Source organism: Faecalibacillus sp. MSK20_93, from assembly GCF_020589945.1.
Taxonomy (GTDB): Bacteria; Bacillota_I; Bacilli_A; order Erysipelotrichales; family Coprobacillaceae; genus Faecalibacillus; species Faecalibacillus intestinalis.
Genome location: NZ_JAJDKA010000004.1, coordinates 56,797 through 77,299 on the forward strand (window position 1 = coordinate 56,797; position 20,503 = coordinate 77,299).

Below are 20,503 nucleotides of genomic sequence, written 5' to 3' on the forward strand. Positions count from 1 at the left end.
TTTCTCCTCCTAGTCATATTTTTCTAACATTGCAAGAGCATCTTCATCAATATTATCAGCTGTTGATTTTTCTTGAGAAACAATTTGAATATCTTTTGTAAAATCATCCCAGTCATGATGTTGTTGATTTTGATATTTCAAATAAGCTTTTCCTTCTTCTATCGCTTCTTGAACTGTTTTTATTTTTTTTCTTTTCCATTGACTTCCTAAAGCTTCTATAAAATTTTTAGGTAATGATTGATTACACTTTTGAAGTGTTGTTTCTATTAAAACATTGACAACTCCTGGCTCTAATTGTAACGTTGTTAAAACAGATTCGACAACTTGAAGATCTCTTTTTAATGGTTCTTTACCACCCATTTTATCTTTTAATAAATCATAAGGTGAAATATTTTCTAAATAATAAATATGTTTTTGTAAAGAAGATTCTCCGTGTTTTTCACTTTGAAGCAAAGGGGATTGCTTATGAAATACCTCTGTAAATTTTTCTGGCATTTTTAAATCATAATAGTTTCGGCAGTTTTGAGCCAATAACCGACTATTTAAATGATTTTCAATCATTGATTGTTTGACAAGATCTTGCATATCTAAAGCATTGATATGATATAAGATTCCTAATTGTTGAATTATTTTTTCATCTTCTTGATCAAACATTTTCTTAGATAATTGTAAATTTTCAATACCTTGATAAAACAACGTTAGATCATAACTATTTTCAATAGAATTATGTATTTTTTGTTTATATTTTTTTTCTTTTAATATATTTTTTTCATGATGATGAATTTCAAAAACATCTGTAAACGATGCTGTCATTTCTTGATAATCATTTAAATTAACATTATACGTTTGAAAAATCGCTATTGTTTTTTCATATTCATCTTTCAATCTATCTTTCAATAAACGATTAAGAATTTGATGATTAATAAATTCTTGAGGTGATAACGGCATTTTCAAATCAAAAAGATAACGATTATCATTCGTTTGTTTAACATATGAACATACAAGTCCTACAGCTTCTAACTTATCAAAAGATTCCTGTAAAGAATTTAATGAAAATCCTGATAATTTACATAATCTAGAAATCAAAGAAGGACTTTTTGTAAGTGTCATTTGATCCAATTCACTATTGAGTGTTAGATAAAGAGCAGTAGCTTCCATCCCAATCAATGGTTGATAAAGTTGTAAAACTGTTTTATAACCTGTTAAATCAAGCATATAACTACTTCTTACTTGATAAACATCACTCGTTAATAATTTCTTCATGACTGATCCTTTCTATAAATTCATCAATTTGTTTATATAACTCTTCTATCCCTTGATTGTTATCAAAAACAATATCAGCCATTTCTCTTTTCTTTAAAGAAGAAATTTGGTTATTGATAATTGTATAAGCATAACTTTCATCAATATGATCTCTTGCCATCAATCTTTGAACTTGTCTTTGTTCATCTAAATAAACAACAATAATTTCATCACACAAATATTCTAAATGAGACTCATATAATAAAGGAATATCTAAAAAGATACAATCTCTCTCTTTATTTTTTTCAATTTCTTCCTTCATTTTTAAAATCACATAAGGATGTATAATAGCCTCTAACTGTTTTTTAGCATTTTTATCATGAAAAACAATTCTTCCTAATGCCTTTCGATCAACAATTCCATCTTTAACACATCCAAATAACTCTTGAACCTTCAAAATACATTCTTGATCAATTGTTAGAGCATTTCTTGAAATCAAATCCGCATCAACAACAAGATAACCTCTTTCTATTAAATAATGTGTGACTGTCGATTTCCCACATGCAATACTTCCTGTTATTCCGTATACTTTCATCGTTTTGCCTTTTGACATATTGGACAATAATATGTTCCTCTTTCATTAATCATTACTTTTTTTATCTCATGTCCTAATGGACAATGCTTTTGCATATGCACTTTTAATTGCACTTGAAACAAACCATCAATTCCATTAGCACTAAAAGAATGAATTGTCGTTCCACCTTGTAAAATAGCCTTATTTAAAATCTCACAAGCAACATCCACTAATTCTTTAACTCTCTTTTTACTTAAAACATTGGCTTTAGTATAAGGATTTAAATGCATTTGATAACAAATTTCATTTGCATAAATATTTCCTATCCCTGTCATAATACTTTGATCTAGAAGAACTGTTTTAATCGCTTTATTTTTCTTTTTAAGTTTTTGATAAAGCTCTAAGTAATCTATTTCAAAAGGTTCAGGGCCTAATTTACTTAAAGGCAGTTGATTTTTATAATCATCATGATCCACCAACTTCATTCTTCCAAACTTTCTAACATCATTATATCTTAACTCCATGCCCTCATCTAATACAAAGATAACATGGTCATGTTTAGAAAGTATATCCCCTTTTTTACATATTTGATACTTTCCTTCCATTCTAAGATGAGAAATAAAGGCAACATCCTCCAATTTAAAAATCAAATATTTCCCTACACGATCAATCTCTTTAAAAGTCTTATTTTTTAAAGTTTGCACAAACTCTTCTTGATCATCATCAATGATTTTAGGATATAAAATTTTTATATCTTCAATTTTTTTATTTAAAATAAAATTTTCTAATGTTCGTCGAACCGTTTCAACTTCTGGTAATTCTGGCATTTTTTCACCTACTTTAACTCATACCAATTTTTAGCGTATGTTCCTTCCGCTTTTAATTCCACTTTCATTTGATAGGCACTTTCCATTCCTTCTTTTACAAGTTTCATCATTTTATCCAATTCATCTTGATAAACATCAAAAATCAACTCATCGTGTACTTGTAAAATCATTTTTGATTTCATATGATTTTCTTTTAATAATTGATCCACTTTGATCATTGCAAGCTTGATAATATCAGCGGCTGATCCTTGAATTGGAGAATTCATCGCTAATCTTTTTCCAAATTCTTGTCTCATATAATTCTTTTCATTGATTTCTGGAATATATCTTTTTCTATTTAAGACAGTTGAAACATAACCATTTTCTTTTCCAAAAGCAATGCTTTTATTCATATAGTCTTTAATCTCAGCATATTTTTCAAAATATTTTTCAATAAATGATTTAGCTTCTTTAACAGTGACACCTAATTGTTCAGCCAAGCCATAATCAGACATTCCATAAATAATTCCAAAGTTAACAGCTTTTGCATTTCGTCTCATTGTTGATGTAACCTCTTCTTCACTTACACCAAAAACAACACTTGCGGTATGACGATGAATATCTTTATCATGATTAAAGGCATCTATTAAACTTGCGACATTGGCTAGATGAGCAAGTACACGTAATTCAATTTGCGAATAATCAAAAGATATTAAATAATCATATTCAGGAACAAACGCTTTTCTAATAAGTTTTCCTGCTTCTGTTTTGACTGGTATATTTTGTAAGTTAGGATCTGTTGATGATAAACGTCCTGTTTGAGTTAAAGCTTGATTATAAATAGTATGTGTCTTTCCATCAATAAAGATTTGTTCTTGTAACCCAATAATATAAGTTGAATAAAGTTTACTTAATGTACGATAATTTAGAACTTTATCAATAATTGGATGAACATTTTTTAATTTATTTAAAACATCTACTGACGTGGAATAACCTGTTTTTGTTTTCTTACCATTAGGTAATCCTAAATCCTCAAAAAGAACTTCTCCTAATTGTTTAGGAGATGAAATATTAAATTCTTTATGTGCCAATAAATAAATTTCTTTTTCTAATTGATCAATTTGTCCTTTAAAAGTATCTCCTAATTGTTTTAAAACATCTTTATCCATTTTAGCTCCTTGAAATTCCATATCCGCTAAAATATACGCTACAGGCATTTCAACATTTTTGTATAAATCAAATTGTTGATCTTTTTTCAATCTTTGTTCTGCTTCATTTTTTAATTCATAAATTGCTTTAGCTTGTAAAACATAATGTTTCGATAAGACATCTTCTTCAGGAACATGTTTTTTAGCACCTTTTCCAAAAACTTCCTCATCAAATTGTAAATCAAAATATTGATAATAATCACAAACGATTTTAATTTCATCTTTTAAAGAAGGATTTAAAATATAAGAAGCAAGCTGTAAATCAAAAGTATACCCTTTAACTTCTAATCCATGCCAACGACAAGCATTGATACATTTTTTTATATCATAACCATATTTTTCAATCTTTTCATCTTTTAAGAAAGACTTAAAGTTTTCATCATGCATAGCATTTTCTAAAGAAATATAATAGGCTTCATCTTTATTATAAAGACCAAATCCCAAAATAGCCGATTTATGATAATTCGTATCATAGACTCCTACAATTAAAGCTGTATTCTTTTTAATATTTGGCAAAGTTTCAACAATTTTATATTCTAAAGGTTTACTTTGTTTTGTTTCTGTAGAAAGAGACATTCTTTTAAGTAAAGAATTCATATCATAACGTCTGTAAAACTCTGCAAGATCATCATTATATTCTTGTCCTTCATATTTCCAAGCATCTAAATCTAATTCAACAGGTGCATCTGTTATAATTGTGGCAATCTTTTTAGATAAAAGGCCCAATTCAATATTCGTTCTAACTTTCTCACCCATTTTACCTTTTAATTCATCCATATGTTCCTTTAGATTTTCTATTGTCCCATATTGATTTAATAACTTCAAAGCCGTTTTTTCACCAATTCCTGGAATTCCTGGAATATTATCAGCACTGTCTCCCATAAGACCTAAAAGATCTCTCATTTGATCAGGTTCTAAATTAAATTTTTCTTTAAAACTTTCAACTGTAATAACTTCATAATCATTGGTCTTTTGAGGCTTTTTGTATTGTTTAACATTTGAATCGATCAATTGCATCATATCTTTATCATTTGTATAAACAGCTACTTCCATGCCTTGACTTGACGCTTTTTTAGAAATCGTTCCAATAATATCATCACCTTCATATCCCTCTTTTTCAATATAAGGAATATGATGAGCTTCTAAATATTCTCTAATCATTGAAAACTGACAAACAAGTTCATCCGGTGTTGGCTTTCTTGTCCCTTTATATTCTTCCAATAGCTCACTTCTAAAAGTCTTCCCTTTTGCATCAAAAGCAACCACAATATACTCAGGATTTTGTTTCAATAAACTTTCTAATCTATTAGCAAAACCATAAACTGCATTGGTTGGTACACCATCTTTATTGACCATTAAATTCCCCATAGCAGCTGTTGCATAATAACAACTAAATAACCAAAAATTCCCATCTATTACAACTAATTTTTCCATTTTATACCTCATTTACTTCTTTAACATTTTGTACCACTAAAGAAAGCTTATCTCGATAATTCATCTTTCCTTCAATACATACAATCTTATTTTTTTCTAATAATGTCTTATATCTTTGATACGTTGAAGAAAAAACGACTCCCTCAACATTTCCTGTTTCATCAAATCCTTCAATAAAACACATTTCATTTCCTTTTTTATCAACGATCACTTTGACCCTTAATAAAGATAATAATACTCTCACATTTTTTGAGACATACTCATTTAAATTTGCGACTGCAAGAATTGGTTGATTGATTTTTTGTTTCATATAAGCTAAAGGATGTTGTGTTAAATACACACCTATCGCTTTCTTTTCTAATTCTAAACGCACCATTTTATTTTCTTTAATAATTTCTAAAATAGGTGGTTCATCAATACCAATCATATTTTTTAAATGTGCATACTCTGTAATCTTTTCTAAATTAGCTTTTAAAGTCGCACGATTAAGTCCAAATTCATCAAAAGCACCCGCATCAATTAAACTTTCTAACATTAAACTCGTGATTTTCTTTCCTTCCATTCGCGAAACAAAATCAAAAATATCTTTAAACAAGCCATTCTTTTGTCTTTCTTCAACAATTGCTAGATAACCTGCCTGTCCTACATTTTTAATAGCTAATAAAGAAAAACGTAAATCACCTTCTACTTGTTTAAAATAATGTTCAGAATAATTAATGGATGGCGGTAAAATTCTAATTTGATATTTTTTAGCTTCTGCAATATATTCCATTTTATGAACATCACTATTTTGTTCATTAGAAAGAATTGCTCCATAAAAAGATAAGGGATAATTAGCTTTTAAATACGCAAGTTGATAACCAATTAAACCATAGGCAATTGCATGAGCTTTATTAAAGCCATAATCCGCAAACTTTTCAATTAATCCAAAGATATATTCCGCCTGATTTTTTTCATAACCATTTTTTAAAGCACCACTTATAAATTCCTCTTTCATTGATTCCATTAACCCAAGTGTCTTTTTAGAAGTTGCTTGTCTTAATATATCTGCTTTAGCAAGTGAAAAACCAGCAATTTTTTGTGCTACTTGCATTAATTGTTCTTGATAAATAATAATACCATACGTTGATTTTAAAATATCTTTTAAATCATCATGTGGGTATTCCACTTTTTCTTGATGAAATTTTCGAGCAATATAATGAGGAATTTGTGACATAGGTCCTGGTCTATATAAAGCATTGGCAGCTCCAATATCTTCAATACTGCTTGGCTTTAATTTTCTAAATAAATTCTTCATCCCTGGTGATTCTAATTGAAAAACACCTAACGTATCTCCATTTGATAACATCTTAAATGTTTTTTCATCATTTAAAGGAATCGTATTTAAATTTAAATGAACACCTTCATACTTTTCAATATTTTTTAAAATATCAGAAATTACAGTTAAATTCTTCAATCCTAAAAAATCCATTTTTAATAAACCAACACTTTCAATATAATTTTTAGAATACTGTGTCAATACATTTTGATTAGGACCTTTTGTTAGAGGAACCACTTCATTTAAACAATCTCCTGATAAAACGACCCCTGCAGCATGCATTGAAATATTACGTGGTAAATGTTCTACAAGATAGATTGCCGGTAAAATCTTTCGTAACATTTCTTCTTGATTGACCATACTTGCAAAAGCATAGGAAGATTCATAAACTTCTTTTACTGTTTTTCGATTTTTTCCTTGTGTTGGAATATACTTTGACATCATTTCTAATTTAGGTAAAGGAACTGAAACGACTTTTCCTAAATCTCTTAAAGCAACCTTAGGCCCATAGGTAGCAAAAGTAACAATTTGTCCAACATGTTCTTGTCCATACTTTTCTGTAACATATTTAACAACTTCATCTCTTTTATCATCTTGAAAATCAATATCAATATCAGGCATTGAAACACGCTCTTCATTTAAAAAACGTTCAAATAATAAATCATATTTTAAAGGATCAATATTCGTGATTCCTAAAACATAACTCACTAAACTTCCAGCAGCACTTCCTCTTCCTGGACCGACTTGAATATCATGTGTTTTCGCAAATCTTACATAATCAAAAACAATCAAAAAATAATCATTGAACCCCATTTTAGCAATGACTTTTAATTCTTTTTTTAAACGTTCTATATAAGTTCTAGGAACTTCTTTTCCTTTAAATCTTTTCTTTAAACCAACAATACAAAGTTGCTGTAAATAATTTTGGCTCGTCACATTTTCAGGTAAAGGATAGTGTGGTAAATGCATTTGGTTGGTTTCAATAGTGACATTGCATCTTCTTAACAAATCATTTGTATTTTCTATAATTTCGCGATCAAACAATAAAGACATCTCATAAGCATCTTTTAAATACATCTGATTTGTTTGTACTTTATAATTTCGATCAATTTTTTCGCCATGGATACTTGCTTGCATTAAATCAACCGCTATAGCATCTTGTGGATATAAATAACGTACTTCATTCGAAGCACAAACTTTCACTTCTTGTAAAGTGGCAAGTGCTTTTAAACGTTCATTTAAAAATGATTGCATTTTTAAATGATGATCTTGAATACAAATATAATAATTATCTTTAAACATCTTTTTAAACAACGCAATATATTTTAAAGCCTCAGATTCTAACTCTTTTAAAACAAGCCTTTCAACAATTCCTTCTTTACATCCAGAAAGAATAAAAAGATGTTCACGATATAAAGATAATCTTTCTAATTCAATCGCTTTACGTTCACTTAAATTAATATCACTACATATTTTCATTAAATCATGATAACCAATTTGATCTTTTGCATAGAATAAAAAAGGATAAACTTCTTGATCAATAAGTACATCCCCTTGCATTCCAAAAATAGGTTTGATGTCATAATGATGACAAGCATTAGAAAATTCAATCGCACCATACATATTATTGATATCTGTTAAAGCCAATGCTTCCATATGCAATTCTTTCGCTCTTTTACATAAATCTTGAATCAAAATCGTACTATTTTGAAAACTATAACAACTATAGATATTCAATTCACCAATCATGTTGCCACCACCTTTTTCCATATTATACGCTAAATCATCCTTGATTAAAAGAATTACAAAAATGTTTTCAAAGATAATAAAATTAAAATCAAACCAACATATAAAGTTAAAAATAAATACAACATTTCAAAAAAAGAATACGTTAAAACAAGCATAACAAACAACCTATAGATATATAAAATAACTGCATAGTAATGATAACGAATCTGTAAAACACAAAATCTTCTTTGCCAAATGATAATGACAATAGATAAAAACATCGCTATAAAATGAAAAGGTAAAAATAACGAAGACAAAATAATTTGCAAAATCAAACAAATCCCTACTAGAAACTGCATTTTTTTGATTCTAATTAACATAACACCACCATTTTATTTTATGAAAGAAACAAAAAAAGAGCACTTATTTAGCATGCTCTTGTAAACTTTTTGCAAGCTGTGCTGGACAACTTGTTGGTTTTGCTCCACATTTGATGTCTTTTAAACGTTCAATAACTTCATCAACTTTCATACCCTTTGCTAGTGCAGCAACTCCTTGAGTATTTCCTGAACATCCACCTGTAAAGATAACATTTTTAACAATCCCATCTTCAACTTCTACATGGATATTTCTTGAACAGACACCTCTTGGTGTATAATCGTATTCCATTTTTATTCCTTCTTCCTATTTTCTTGTAAGTTTAGCAATTGATGTCACATATGATTGATACATATGACTATCTACTGCTTTGATCTCTTCTACTTTATAATATTTTGATAATTCTTGCAAATCTTTTGCAAGCATAGATGTTGAAGAATTCATATAAATGACTGTTTGTACTTTTCCAAGTCTTAAAGTATCCTTTAATTCATTAGAAATTCCATTGACTCCTTGAATAATCACTGTATCATACACTTTCTTTTTTGCAAAAGTAACCATTTTCTTAATTGGTTGACCATAAACAAATTTAATATTTTCTTTTCCTAATAATTTAGCATTATAAGTAGCACTTTCAATATTATCTTTCTTTTCATCAATAGCAACAACTTCTTGATCTAAATTCATTTCTAAAATACCATTTTCACAATTAATAGAAATAATCTTTTTACTTCCTTTAACCATTGTTTTAACAATCTTATTTCTAATTTCAAAAGATTCTAAATGATCTGGTAAAGTTGTTTTAACAGACATAATATATTTTTTACCATCACAAATAAATTCTTCTTTCGTATTTCCAAAAATCTTCTTATAACCTTGACTTTCAAAATCTTGATATTTAGAAGTATTAATTGACATAAATAAACCATTGACTTGTTTTAGTTTTTTAATATCACTTACCACTTCATCTTTTAAACCGTCTTTCCCTGTAATAATGATGACTTGTACTTTATCTTGGAAAACACGTAATTTAATAAATCTTAAACCTGTTCTAAATTTATCATTATATGTTTTACATTGATGATTATTAAAAACTTCTTCCAATTGTAATAATGTTTGATTAATTAATGGATGTTGTTTCATACACCCTGTCATCACTGTTAAATATTTTGTTTCTCTTTGATAAATTCCAAAAGTAACTTTTCCTTTAAAATCTACAATAGGTAAATTGGCTTGTGTAAGGAAACCATTTTTTTGATTCATCCCAATAATTTGATCAATCTTAATTTGTGAACGATCTAATTCTGTATACTTCTTTAAAGATTCTTTAATTAAATCTTTTTTATGTTTTAATTGTGCTGGGTAAGCATAATGTAATAAATTACATCCCATACATTCTTTATTCGCACGACATGGATTTTTAACACGCATTGGTGAAGGTTTAATGACTCTAATTAAATCACCAAAATAATAATTTTTATTATTGTATTGTTTGGCATCAATTTCTACTTCTTCATTTAATAATGCCCCTTTAATAAAGACAATTTTACGATTAATGTAACCAATACCTTCTCCATTGATTCCCATTTTTTTAATTTCAACTGTTGTTTTCATATAGCCTCCTTAAAAAAGGAAAAGCATCTTATTGATGTTTTTCCTCTCCTTCTTCCTCTTCTTTCATTTCATGTATTATTAATCTAAGAAGTTCAATTCGATTCTTATGCATCTTTTCGATAATAATTGTAACTCCTGGAAATTCAATTTTATCTTTTATTTTAGGAACACCACTAAACTCTCCTAAAACAAGACCACCGATTGATTCAAAATCTTCCGATTCAAAATGAGTATCAATTTCATCATTGACCTCATTTAAATTTAAACTACCATCTACTAAATACTCATGATCATTGATTTTAACAATATCATCACTTGCATCATCATATTCATCATCAATTTCACCAACGATTTCTTCAACAATATCCTCAAAAGTAACAATTCCACTCATAACACCATATTCATCTAATACAATAGCAAGTGTTGCATGTTCCTTTCTCATTGAAGCAAAAACATCATTGACTTGATTAAATTCATAGACCACAAAAGTCTCTCTCATATACTTTTTAACATCAAAATGTTCTTTATCAATATCGATAAACAACAAATCTTTCATATTTAAAACACCAATAATTTCATCAAAAGACTCATCATGAATAGGATATCTAGAATACTGTGCATCATGATAAACATTCATTAATTCATCATATGTACAATCATCCGGTAAACTTTCAACATGAATACGTGGTGTCATAATCTCTTTGATTTCAGTTTCACCAAATTCAAAAACATTATGTATCATTTCTTTTTCTTCTTTTTCTAGAACACCTTCTTCATGGCCAACTGTTACAATTGTTTTCAATTCTTCTTCAGTTAAACTAGGGCCATGTTCTTGATTACCACCTAAAAGTTTAATAATAAATCCTGTAATAATATTCAACACAAAAACAACTGGTTTAGTAATTACACAAACAAAACGAATAAATGGTGCTAAAGCAAAAACTAATTTATCAGCGTTTTGAGTAGCAAGAGATTTAGGCGTGATTTCACCAAAAATCAAAATACACAATGTTACAACACCTGTTGCGATTGCAACTGTTTGTGCACCATCTCCAAAAATAGCCATAATCGTTGCTGTTGTAAGTGACGAAGCACCGATATTTACTAGGTTGTTTCCTACTAAAATAGCACTTAATAAACGATCTTGATCATCTAATAAAGACTCTACTAATTTTGCTTTTTTATTTCCTTCTTCAGCAAGTGTACGTATTTTAATTTTACTTACCGATAAAAAAGCTGTTTCACTACAAGAAAACAACGATGATAAAATTAATAAAATGATTAATGATATGATATTCATTATCTGGGCAGAATCCACTTTTACATTTCTCCTTTGATTCTATTATTGAAAATTATAATAGTATAATTACAAAAATTTGTCAATATTCCATTATTTTTGTATAAAGTTTATGTAATGATGATAAAAATCATCAATATCTTCATCATATACAATTAACACTTTTTTACCTTTGATTCCTAATTGATAATGACCAATTTCAACAACTTGATCAAAATACATTGATTTTCTTTTTTTAAATTTCTTTAAAACATTTTGATACGTATTATACCCAATTTCATCGCTACGCCATGAACCTTTTTCTTCAACGATTTGGTCAATCTCTTTATCACTTGGCATTCTTGTTTGTCTTTCACGTTCAAGAACCAATTCTTTAAAAATATTTTTTGAAACAAAAGTATTTAAACATTGATAATAACCTTCAAAAGAATAAATTGCTTCTCCATCATCTTTATCTTTACCGATTTTTTGAATAAAAGTTGTCGTATCAACAAGTAAATTTGAATTATTTTCATCTATCCTTTTATTTTTTGGCAAAGTGAACGTCATTTCTTGTTTATCTAATTTCGAAAAATCAATTTCATTATACAAAAAGTTGACTCCTACAAAAACAGCAACAGAAACAATCACTGCTATTTTCTTTTTGATTGGATTTTTAATTAAAGGAATTTTTGTATTAATAATTGTCGCAAATAATGTAATTAATATAAAATAACCCGAAAAGCTTAAAAGTGAACTTAAGTTATTCATTTTCAAGACAAATAACATTCCAATCATCAAAATAGCTAAAATATCTATAATAATACGAACAAACCCATCTAAATATTTAAACTTTTGATAAGAATATGTTCTTTTCTTTAAAGCACGTCTCTTTAAATAAATAAACAATGCTGCAAATAGCCATAAAAAACAGCCTATATAAATAAGAAACAAACTAAAACAAACATTTAAATTTAAAAATATCGAACCCCAAGAAAAACGGTACAACCAAGAAAAGAAACTTGTAAAACCATAAAAGATCATAGCCGCAAGAATGCACATAGCAATTGCCCATGGTTTAAACATTTTTAATTTTGCCTCACATAAAACATCTTCATCACTTGATAAATCTTCCGCATCTAAATTAACATTTCGATAAATATGCATATCTTGCATACAACAAACATGTTCATATCCTAAATGGTCTAAAGTTTCTAAATAGTCATCCGTTAATGGATTATAGTCAACTTGATATTTATAAACTTGTGAGGATTTTTCAAACTTAAAAAATGAATTAACTGATACAAGATTCCATCCTTTTTTAGACATTTTATCTAGATAAGGAATTAATATTTCATCATAAAACAATCTATTTTTTAAAAATGTATACTTATATTTCATCTTCATAATCCTTTTTCATAAACAAAATAATTTGTTTTTGCATCTTTTCCTTTTCTAATTCAAGTCTTTCTTTTCCTTTTTGAGTAATTATGTATATTTTTCTTTTATTTTCTTCTTTTAATAATTGAATATATCCTATATTTTCAAAACGTGGCAACAATGCATAAAGTGTTCCAGCACCAACGCTAACATCACCTTCCGTCATTTCATTTACTTTTTCCATAATTTCTAAACCACATAAGGGCTCATATAATGAAAGTAAAATATAAAACATTTGTGGAGTTAATGTTTCAAATTCTTTTCTCGCCATTTTCTCACCTCTTTTATCGAATATCGATAAATATTTCAACCTCATTATATCGATATTCGATAATAAAAGCAATATAAAAGCGGACTTTTGCCCGCTTAATTTCTAACATATGCTTTAATAACTTTTATTGTTTCATCATTTAAAGGTCTAATTGTATATTCTTTAACATTTGCAGGAACAATAAATGTTTCTGCATAATGTACTGTATAAGGTTCAAATTCATTTTTAGGACTTTCAATAAGTGCCAACTAAATTTAACATATTAAATCCATGGTCTGTTTGATGATAAGTGATTTGATTACTTGTAAAACGATGTGTTTCTATAAATTCTAATTCATGTAAGCCTGTTCTTTCTTCAAGATAATCATCTCCATCATGAATCACTTCAACATGATTTACTAAATTATCTTTAACCCAAGATGTTGTTCTATTCCATTGAATATTTTTTTCACCATCTTCAATATGAATCGGTCTAGGTAAACCATCTAACACTAGACGATCCCAATCCCATAATTTAAAAGTAAAAATATAAGGTGTAACACTAATTTCTAAAACCATACAATTCTTAGAAGAACAATGAATTGTTCCTGCAGGTATTAAGAAATGATCATGTTTTTTAGCATGAAACTTATTGACATACTTTTCAGCATTAAATGAAATATGACTTCTTGAGCACATTTTAAATCTGTTAACATTTGATTTTTATCAATACCTTCTTTTAAACCTAAATAGACACCACCATCATCTTTCAATCTAATAATAATAATTTTCATCTTGAGTATAAGTCATTCCAAAATGAGGTTTAATATATTCAGTTAAAGGCTGCACTTGTAAACTTAAATTTTCTCCATCAATTGTATCTAGAAAATCAAAACGAATAGGAAATTCAGCACCAAAGCGACAATAATTTTTCATTCCTAACAACTCTACTGGTTGATACAAAACCTAATCCATCGCTGGAATTTCTATACGTGTATCTCCAAATCTAAAATAAAGACTATTTTCTTCTGGAACACCATCAAAACTCCAAGCATAGTTATTTTGTTTTTCATCAAGGTCACAATTCTTTTTCATCCATTGTCCACCCCAAACTCCTGGATCAAAGTAAGGAACAAGTCTAAATGGTCGTTGAGTTGTCTTTTTTAATGCACTTCTTAAGGCATTTCCAGTAACAATTTTAGGGTTTCCTTCTTGATTACTATCAAGAAAATAATCAATATTTTCAAAAATATCCATTTTATGCTTATCAGCAATTCTCCATTCAATAAAGAAATTTCTCTTTATCTTCTTTAAAACATCTTCATCATCATTATCTTGTTTAAAATTAGGCATACCTTTTCGATATCTCAATTGAATTTTCCAACGAGCAAGATCACAATAAATCAAAGTATCACCTTTATGAATGTAACTCGCTCCAACACCATAAACCAAAACTCTACCTTTATGACTAGCAAGTGATTGATATTGAGCCAATTTTATATCATCAATAAAATCATCCATCTTTCCATAATACATGACTCCTCTTACACGATTTTCTGTTAAAAAAGGGTTCATCATTTTATTAAGCTCATCTTTTTCATAAAATACATCTTCACTTTTAATCACGAAATCAGGTTTATAAATTTCTTTAATTAAATCAAAGATTTCGTCATCGACGCCAGGATAACAATCTACAGTTAAACAATAATTTTCTTCTTGTCCTAGATTTTCTAAATATTTTTTATTTCTGTTTTGCCTATACAAGCTTCATTTTCATATCCACTTATATTTATTTTTGGAAATTTATCATAATTCATTACTATCACCTAAATTCCTTTACACTTGTTATTTTATATTTAAATTATATCCCATATCATCATATGAATCTACAAATCTCAAAACATATTATTCCCCTAACATAATAACAATCGTATCTCCTTCTTCAACATACTCACCTTTTCTTGGCAATTGATCAATGACCTTATTTCCTTTACCAACAAAAGTAAAGCGTAAAGAAATATTTTGAACTTCACTTCTTTTTTTACCAATATAATTTTCTACTTTGATTGTTCTTTTATCCATTATAGAATATGATTTTTGTCTTTGAGATTTTACCTTTTTGACATTTAAAGCAGGTAAAATATCAACAAACATCTTTCTAGCAATAGGAGCAACTGTTGTTCCACCATATTGAATACAGTTTTTAGGATTATCCATTGCTACATACAAAACAATTTGTGGATCATCAATAGGAGCAACGCCAACAAAAGAGAGAATATAACCACTTCCAACATAGCTTCCATTAACCGCCTTTTGCGCCGTTCCTGTTTTACCACCAATACGATAACCATCTATATAAGCATTTCTACCTCCACCATCAGTCACGACACTTTCTAGCGCATCTCTTACTTTTTTAGATGTTTCTTCTTTAATAACCTGTCTTTTTACTTTCTTTTTAACCTGTTCAACAATTTCATTATTTGAACTGTTACTGATTTCTTTTAAAATATGCGGTTGTAACAAATAACCACCATTGATGCAAGCACAAATAGCAGTTACCAATTGTAAGGGCGTTACAGATATGCCTTGTCCAAAAGCAACGGTCGCTTGTTCAAGTTCATGAAAGTTTTTATAATCAAACATAATCCCACATGATTCTCCAGGTAAATCAATTCCCGTTTTTTCAGTTAAACCAAAATTTTGAACATATTGATGCAATCTCTTTTTTCCTAATCTCCTACCAATTTCTACAAATCCTGGATTGGATGAATTTTGTAAAACTTCTCTAAAAGTCTGTAGTCCATGCCCTCCTTTTTTCCATGATTTGATTCTTGCGCCTGAAACATATTCATACCCTTTATCATAATAAGTATCTTTATCCATATCAAATAAATTTTCATTTAAAGCACTTGAAAAAGTTATGATTTTAAAGGTTGATCCTGGTTCATAAGTTTTCCAAATAGGAATATTTTGATTATAAATATCTTTATCCTCATTTTGATAATCATTAGGATTAAAGTTAGGATAACTGGCGATTCCTAAAATCTCTCCATTTTTAGGATTCATCGCTAGTGCCCAAATACCATCTGGATGATACGTATCATAAGCATTTGATAATTCTCTTTCAATGACATCTTGAACTCTTTTATCTATGGTCAAAGTGATATTCATTCCACTTTGACTATACGTATAATGACTTGGATACATTTTTAAATTATGACTTTTAGCATCCATATAATAATCAATCGAACCGTTTTTTCCTTTTAAAAACGAATCATATTCTAACTCCAATCCTAATAATCCTTGATTATCAATTCCAACAAAACCTAAACAATGACTTAAATAATTATTTCCCGGATAATATCTTTTTGTATCTTTAATCAAATAAACACCTGATAAATGCAATCTTTGTATTTTACTTGCAACTTGATTATCAAGTTGTCTTCCTTCTGGAGAAATTCTTTGAATCGACACCTTTTTATTTAATTTTTCTTTTAAAACATTGACATCTAAATTTAAAATTTTACTTAATTCTAAAGCTGTTGTTGCTTGATCCTTTATTTGACTCGGTACAACAACCAAAGAAGCAGTTGTAAGATCTGTTGCCAGTACATTTTCACTTCGATCATATATTTTCCCTCTATTAGCTTGTACAGGAAAAGACCTTTGCCAAGACTCTAATGCTTTATCATAAATATTTTTACGATCAATGATTTGAATATACCCCACTTTAAAAATAAGCGCTAAAACAATGAGATAAATACACATTTTAATGATTTTGATCTTATTAACAGATTGTTGAAACAACATAAATCTCACCATTATAAACTATGAAAAAAAAGAGGAATCATTCCTCTTTTAAGATATTGCTACTGTTAAACTATCACCGCTATGAACAACTGTATTCTCGCCAACACTTTGAGCAGTTACATGTCCACTTGTGCCATCAATCGTTAATTGAATACCAGCAAGTGAAGCATAAGTTTGTACTTCTTTTTTAGACCATCCTATTAAATTAGGAAGTGTTATATCTTTTCCTTCTGTTTTGATAAATACTTTATCACCACTTGTCACTTTGCTTTTAGCAAGTGGATATTGTTCAATAACAGAACTTCCATTACCGATAATTTGAACACTTAATGATTTTGATTCTAATTTAGATTTTACATAATTAACAGATTGATTTGTATAGGAATCTAAAGTACAGCTTTGATCAACTGCTGTCGTATTTTTAGCATTATAGCGATTTACTACTTGAAGTGCTTCATTCATTGTTTGTTTAACAATATTTGGCATATATTGAGCATATGAATCTCCTGATTTAAAAGTTAAAAACATCACGACTTGAGGATCATCATAAGGAGCAATCCCTACAAATGAATGCATATATAAAGTTGTACTATAACCACCATTTTCAACAACTTGTCCTGTCCCTGTTTTACCAATCATACGAACATCATTATCCAAACGATAAGTCTTCCCTGTACCTTGTTCATCTTCAATAACATCTAACATTAAATCTTTTACTTGACTGATTGTATTTGTTGAAAAGATTTGTTTTGAATATTTCGGTGTTGCTTGATAGACAACTTTATTTGTTTCAGGATTGACAACTTTATCTACAATATGTGGTTGAACCGTTTTCCCATCATTTCCAAAAACACTATATGCTTTTAAAAGTTGATAAGGAGTGACCGTAGAACCTTGACCAAATCCTGTCGTTAAATATTCAAGTCTTCCAGCATTTTTTCTTGTATAAGCATTGATTGATGATGAACATGTAAGTCCATCCATTGTATCACCTTGGAAAAAGCCTAAATCATTTAATTTCTCTGTTAAAACATCTTTTGTAACATAACCTTGATCCAATAAATTACAAATAGCTACGTTACTTGAATGATACAATCCTTGATCATAAGTAATTGTACCCCAACCTTGACCACCATTATGATCTTTAATTGTGGCTACTAATTTATTTCCATAATAAACATTATAACTTCCTGAATTATAATAAGCATTATGATCATATTTACCTTCTTCAATAGAATCAGCATAAATAAATGGTTTAAAAACAGATCCACATTCAATTGTTCCTTCTAAAAAATAATTATTGAATGTTGATATATTTCTTTCATTAGGATTAAAAGATGGATAGGTTGACATTGCTAGAATCTTTCCTGTTTTAATTTCCATCACTCCAGCAGTCACAACTTCAGCACCACTTTCACTATAAGCATTAGACATCAAATAATCTAAATTTCTTTGAAGACCACTATCAATCGTTAAATAAAGATCATTTCCATTGGTTGGATCTTTCTCTCTTAAAGTTCCATCTACTAAAGCATATCCATTAGCGTCTGTTTGATAAACCTTATAACCATTTTTACCTTTTAATTGTTTATCATAAGAAAGTTCAAGTCCCATTTCTCCAACCATTTTCTTAACACTTTGATCATTATAACTTTTTGCATACCCTACAACATAGCTACAAAAATCACCCAATGGATAATATCTCGAATTAGACTCTACAAACTCTATTCCCGTAAGATTACAATCTTCTATTTGTTTTTTTACTGACGCTGATAAATTATTTCCTTTTGTCCCAAGTTCAATTTGATAACGTCCTTCATCCTTTGCTGTTTGTAATTTAGATGTTAATTCATTGACATCTATTCCTAAAATAGGACCTAGTTGACTAGCTGTTTTATTAACATCTTTAACATAAGCAAGATTTTTACCATAGCCTGTTCTTTGAGATGAAAGTACCAAAATAATTTTATACTTTTTAACATTAACAGCTACTTTTTCATGGTCACTTGTATAAATTTGCCCTCTTTGAGCATATTCAACAACTTCTTTCTTACTTCTATTTTTCGCAAAAGAGGCAATGTTCTCTTCACTGATCAAGTGTTTTCCCGTTGCCCCCAAGTATAAAATATTAACTACCAATGAAAAAATAAGAACTGCAAAAATAATACCCGTTATCTTTGCACTTTTGTATTTCTTCATTATTGCTGAGCTCCTGTTGTTGATGCTGTTGCATCATTTTGATAAGTATATCCTTTAGAAGTTACAACTTCAGCAACACGATTGAATGAAACTAATTCTTGTTTTTGCATTTGTAAACTATCTATATCTGATTCAAGTGTGTCTATTTCATTTTGTAATTTTTGAATGGTTCTATTATATGAAGATTCAACTGATTTAACCATAATAATTCCAAAAACAAAAACAACAATTGTTACAATTAAAAACACTTGTGCAAAAGATTCAAATCCTGTCTTTCTCTTTTTCATAAAATAACCCTCTCTATAACTCTCAATTTAGCTGAATGTGCACGATGATTATGAGTCAATTCATCATCCGATGCTATAATCGGTTTTCTATTAACCAATTTAAATTTAGGTTGCATTTCTAAAGGAATAATTGGTAATCCTTTAGGAACATCTTTTAATTTTGAAACTTCATTAAATGTATATTTACATATTTTATCTTCTAAACTATGGAAAGTAATAACCGAGATTCTTCCATTTAAATTTAAAAGATCCAATGCATCTTTTAAAGCAATATCAAAAACATTTAATTCATCATTAACCGCAATTCGAAGTGCTTGAAAAGTACGTTTTGCTGGATGTCCGCCTTTTCTTCTAGCATAAGCAGGAATTGCTTCTTTAATAATATCTACAAGTTGAAAAGTTGTATCAATAGGATGTACTTCTCTTTCCTTTTCAATTTTTCGAGCAATTTGTTTTGCAAATTTTTCATCCGCATATTTATATAAAATTTCTACAAGTTGTTCATAACTATAATGATTAACAATATAATGTGCATCCAAAGATGCCTCTTGGTTCATTCTCATATCTAATCGAGCATCATAGTTATAACTAAAACCTCGAGCCCCATCATCAAATTGAGGTGATGAAACACCCAAATCAAATAAAATTCCATCTACATGTTCTACACCACGAAGATGGAGTTCACTTTTTAAATTTTTAAAATTGGATTGGATAATTGTAAATTGATTGCCAATTTTCTCCAACCTTTCTCTTGCAGCTTCAATCGCATGAATATCTTGATCAAAACAATATAAATGGCCGGTTGTTAACTGTTTTAAAATCAAACTTGAATGACCAGCTCCTCCAAGTGTACAGTCTACATAGATACCATCTGGTTTGATATTCAATCCTTCAACTGCTTCATTTAATAAAACTGTAACATGGTTGAACATTCAAAAT

At 28.7% G+C, this 20,503-nt stretch carries 19 protein-coding genes; all 19 read right to left on the minus strand.

What is annotated here, in order from left to right:
• Positions 1-9 precede the first annotated feature (9 nt).
• Positions 10-1,263, minus strand: coding sequence for a DnaD domain protein (locus tag LJD34_RS02385; RefSeq protein WP_032090530.1), 1,254 nt, complete (start codon positions 1,261-1,263; stop codon positions 10-12).
• Complete coding sequence (coaE, locus tag LJD34_RS02390; protein ID WP_117347849.1) at positions 1,241-1,837, minus strand: dephospho-CoA kinase; 597 nt, start codon at positions 1,835-1,837, stop codon at positions 1,241-1,243. The genes LJD34_RS02385 and coaE overlap by 23 nt, the downstream gene beginning before the upstream one ends.
• Positions 1,834-2,643: a DNA-formamidopyrimidine glycosylase gene (gene mutM / locus LJD34_RS02395; protein ID WP_032090531.1), complete on the minus strand. Its 810-nt coding sequence runs from the start codon at positions 2,641-2,643 to the stop codon at positions 1,834-1,836. Before mutM ends, coaE begins: the two co-directional genes overlap by 4 nt.
• Before the next feature lie 8 nt (positions 2,644-2,651).
• A complete protein-coding gene (gene polA, locus LJD34_RS02400) occupies positions 2,652-5,264 on the minus strand; it encodes a DNA polymerase I (RefSeq protein WP_227359096.1) in 2,613 nt (870 codons plus the stop codon).
• 1 nt (position 5,265) lies between these two features.
• On the minus strand, positions 5,266-8,331 hold the full coding sequence (gene dnaE, locus LJD34_RS02405) for a DNA polymerase III subunit alpha (RefSeq protein WP_147579504.1): 3,066 nt from the start codon (positions 8,329-8,331) through the stop codon (positions 5,266-5,268).
• A 53-nt stretch (positions 8,332-8,384) separates the two neighbouring features.
• The gene (locus LJD34_RS02410; RefSeq protein WP_032090534.1) at positions 8,385-8,690 is read right to left on the minus strand and encodes a hypothetical protein; all 306 of its coding nucleotides are present in this window, start codon (positions 8,688-8,690) and stop codon (positions 8,385-8,387) included.
• 43 nt (positions 8,691-8,733) lie between these two features.
• On the minus strand, positions 8,734-8,979 hold the full coding sequence (locus tag LJD34_RS02415; protein WP_022002938.1) for a TIGR03905 family TSCPD domain-containing protein: 246 nt from the start codon (positions 8,977-8,979) through the stop codon (positions 8,734-8,736).
• Between the two features lie 15 nt (positions 8,980-8,994).
• Positions 8,995-10,302: a TRAM domain-containing protein gene (locus tag LJD34_RS02420; protein ID WP_147579503.1), complete on the minus strand. Its 1,308-nt coding sequence runs from the start codon at positions 10,300-10,302 to the stop codon at positions 8,995-8,997.
• Between the two features lie 28 nt (positions 10,303-10,330).
• Positions 10,331-11,602, minus strand: a complete 1,272-nt coding sequence (locus LJD34_RS02425; protein WP_032090536.1) for a hemolysin family protein — start codon at positions 11,600-11,602, stop codon at positions 10,331-10,333.
• A gap of 90 nt (positions 11,603-11,692) precedes the next feature.
• The gene (locus LJD34_RS02430) at positions 11,693-12,979 is read right to left on the minus strand and encodes a DUF2812 domain-containing protein (protein ID WP_227359097.1); all 1,287 of its coding nucleotides are present in this window, start codon (positions 12,977-12,979) and stop codon (positions 11,693-11,695) included.
• Positions 12,969-13,289: a PadR family transcriptional regulator gene (locus tag LJD34_RS02435; RefSeq protein ID WP_032090538.1), complete on the minus strand. Its 321-nt coding sequence runs from the start codon at positions 13,287-13,289 to the stop codon at positions 12,969-12,971. The genes LJD34_RS02430 and LJD34_RS02435 overlap by 11 nt, the downstream gene beginning before the upstream one ends.
• A gap of 95 nt (positions 13,290-13,384) precedes the next feature.
• Positions 13,385-13,537 carry a hypothetical protein gene (locus LJD34_RS02440; RefSeq protein ID WP_227359098.1) on the minus strand — a complete coding sequence of 51 codons (153 nt, stop codon included), beginning with the start codon at positions 13,535-13,537 and terminating at the stop codon, positions 13,385-13,387.
• Complete coding sequence (locus LJD34_RS02445; protein WP_227359099.1) at positions 13,524-13,967, minus strand: hypothetical protein; 444 nt, start codon at positions 13,965-13,967, stop codon at positions 13,524-13,526. Before LJD34_RS02445 ends, LJD34_RS02440 begins: the two co-directional genes overlap by 14 nt.
• Before the next feature lie 75 nt (positions 13,968-14,042).
• Positions 14,043-14,204 (minus strand): hypothetical protein, encoded by a 162-nt coding sequence (locus LJD34_RS02450; protein WP_227359100.1) that lies wholly within the window; start codon positions 14,202-14,204, stop codon positions 14,043-14,045.
• Between the two features lie 30 nt (positions 14,205-14,234).
• Positions 14,235-15,032, minus strand: coding sequence for a hypothetical protein (locus LJD34_RS02455; RefSeq protein ID WP_227359101.1), 798 nt, complete (start codon positions 15,030-15,032; stop codon positions 14,235-14,237).
• Between the two features lie 141 nt (positions 15,033-15,173).
• On the minus strand, positions 15,174-17,078 hold the full coding sequence (locus LJD34_RS02460; protein ID WP_227359102.1) for a penicillin-binding transpeptidase domain-containing protein: 1,905 nt from the start codon (positions 17,076-17,078) through the stop codon (positions 15,174-15,176).
• A 48-nt stretch (positions 17,079-17,126) separates the two neighbouring features.
• A complete protein-coding gene (locus tag LJD34_RS02465) occupies positions 17,127-19,277 on the minus strand; it encodes a penicillin-binding protein (RefSeq protein WP_227359103.1) in 2,151 nt (716 codons plus the stop codon).
• Positions 19,277-19,564, minus strand: a complete 288-nt coding sequence (locus tag LJD34_RS02470) for a hypothetical protein (protein ID WP_227359104.1) — start codon at positions 19,562-19,564, stop codon at positions 19,277-19,279. Before LJD34_RS02470 ends, LJD34_RS02465 begins: the two co-directional genes overlap by 1 nt.
• Entirely contained in the window at positions 19,561-20,496 is a 936-nt protein-coding gene (gene rsmH, locus LJD34_RS02475) for a 16S rRNA (cytosine(1402)-N(4))-methyltransferase RsmH (RefSeq protein WP_227359105.1), read from the minus strand. Before rsmH ends, LJD34_RS02470 begins: the two co-directional genes overlap by 4 nt.
• Positions 20,497-20,503: the final 7 nt, after the last annotated feature.

What these genes read in the sequence shown, in the direction of transcription:
- LJD34_RS02385 (WP_032090530.1), bottom strand. Translation starts at nt 1,263, where the DNA reads ATGAAGAAATTATTAACGAGTGATGTTTATCAAGTAAGAAGTAGTTAT.
- coaE (WP_117347849.1), bottom strand. Translation starts at nt 1,837, where the DNA reads ATGAAAGTATACGGAATAACAGGAAGTATTGCATGTGGGAAATCGACA.
- mutM (WP_032090531.1), bottom strand. Translation starts at nt 2,643, where the DNA reads ATGCCAGAATTACCAGAAGTTGAAACGGTTCGACGAACATTAGAAAAT.
- polA (WP_227359096.1), bottom strand. Translation starts at nt 5,264, where the DNA reads ATGGAAAAATTAGTTGTAATAGATGGGAATTTTTGGTTATTTAGTTGT.
- dnaE (WP_147579504.1), bottom strand. Translation starts at nt 8,331, where the DNA reads ATGATTGGTGAATTGAATATCTATAGTTGTTATAGTTTTCAAAATAGT.
- LJD34_RS02410 (WP_032090534.1), bottom strand. Translation starts at nt 8,690, where the DNA reads ATGTTAATTAGAATCAAAAAAATGCAGTTTCTAGTAGGGATTTGTTTG.
- LJD34_RS02415 (WP_022002938.1), bottom strand. Translation starts at nt 8,979, where the DNA reads ATGGAATACGATTATACACCAAGAGGTGTCTGTTCAAGAAATATCCAT.
- LJD34_RS02420 (WP_147579503.1), bottom strand. Translation starts at nt 10,302, where the DNA reads ATGAAAACAACAGTTGAAATTAAAAAAATGGGAATCAATGGAGAAGGT.
- LJD34_RS02425 (WP_032090536.1), bottom strand. Translation starts at nt 11,602, where the DNA reads ATGAATATCATATCATTAATCATTTTATTAATTTTATCATCGTTGTTT.
- LJD34_RS02430 (WP_227359097.1), bottom strand. Translation starts at nt 12,979, where the DNA reads ATGAAATATAAGTATACATTTTTAAAAAATAGATTGTTTTATGATGAA.
- LJD34_RS02435 (WP_032090538.1), bottom strand. Translation starts at nt 13,289, where the DNA reads ATGGCGAGAAAAGAATTTGAAACATTAACTCCACAAATGTTTTATATT.
- LJD34_RS02445 (WP_227359099.1), bottom strand. Translation starts at nt 13,967, where the DNA reads ATGTGCTCAAGAAGTCATATTTCATTTAATGCTGAAAAGTATGTCAAT.
- LJD34_RS02450 (WP_227359100.1), bottom strand. Translation starts at nt 14,204, where the DNA reads ATGAAAAATTATTGTCGCTTTGGTGCTGAATTTCCTATTCGTTTTGAT.
- LJD34_RS02460 (WP_227359102.1), bottom strand. Translation starts at nt 17,078, where the DNA reads ATGTTGTTTCAACAATCTGTTAATAAGATCAAAATCATTAAAATGTGT.
- LJD34_RS02465 (WP_227359103.1), bottom strand. Translation starts at nt 19,277, where the DNA reads ATGAAGAAATACAAAAGTGCAAAGATAACGGGTATTATTTTTGCAGTT.
- LJD34_RS02470 (WP_227359104.1), bottom strand. Translation starts at nt 19,564, where the DNA reads ATGAAAAAGAGAAAGACAGGATTTGAATCTTTTGCACAAGTGTTTTTA.
- rsmH (WP_227359105.1), bottom strand. Translation starts at nt 20,496, where the DNA reads ATGTTCAACCATGTTACAGTTTTATTAAATGAAGCAGTTGAAGGATTG.